The organism is Shewanella sp. S1-58-MNA-CIBAN-0166, assembly GCF_040310085.1.
In the GTDB taxonomy this organism is placed as follows: Bacteria; Pseudomonadota; Gammaproteobacteria; order Enterobacterales; family Shewanellaceae; genus Shewanella.
Genome location: NZ_JBEOPN010000087.1, coordinates 1 through 559 on the forward strand (window position 1 = coordinate 1; position 559 = coordinate 559).

Genomic DNA, 559 nt, shown 5'->3' on the forward strand with positions numbered 1-559 from the left:
CCTAATTTGTTAAAGCGGCAGTTTAACGTTGAAGCAATAAATCAGGTTTGGTGTGGTGACGTGACCTATGTTTGGTCTGGAACCAAATGGCTCTATTTAGCGGTGGTAATGGATTTATACGCGAGAAAGATTGTGGGTTGGGCATGCTCTGACAGTCCGAATACTGATTTGACTTGTGCAGCATTAAGAATGGCATTTGAAAGCCGTGGGCGTCCAAGAAACGTAGTGTTTCACTCTGATCAGGGTTGTCACTACAGTAGCCTTCAGTATCGACAAATGCTTTGGAAATATCAGATAACTCAAAGCATGAGCCGACGAGGAAACTGCTGGGATAATGCGGTAATGGAACGTTTTTTTAGAAGCTTTAAAACAGAATGGATGCCTAAGTATGGCTACAACAGTTTTGATGAAGCAAAGCATGATGTGCTGAATTATATATTGAAGCACTACAATATAAAACGGGGTCATAGTTATAACAATTATATGACGCCAACAGCAGCCGAAATGGCAGCGTAAAGACGCAACTCCTGTTGGTGTACAGATTTAGTTGACCACATCA

1 protein-coding gene is annotated in these 559 nt (G+C 41.7%); it reads left to right on the forward strand.

Annotated features, from left to right (window positions below; translation table 11 throughout):
* Window positions 1–516 (forward strand): IS3 family transposase (locus AAEY99_RS21205; protein ID WP_351011946.1); only part of this gene is annotated, 516 nt, incomplete at its 5' end.
* Between the last annotated feature and the right edge of the window lie 43 nt (window positions 517–559).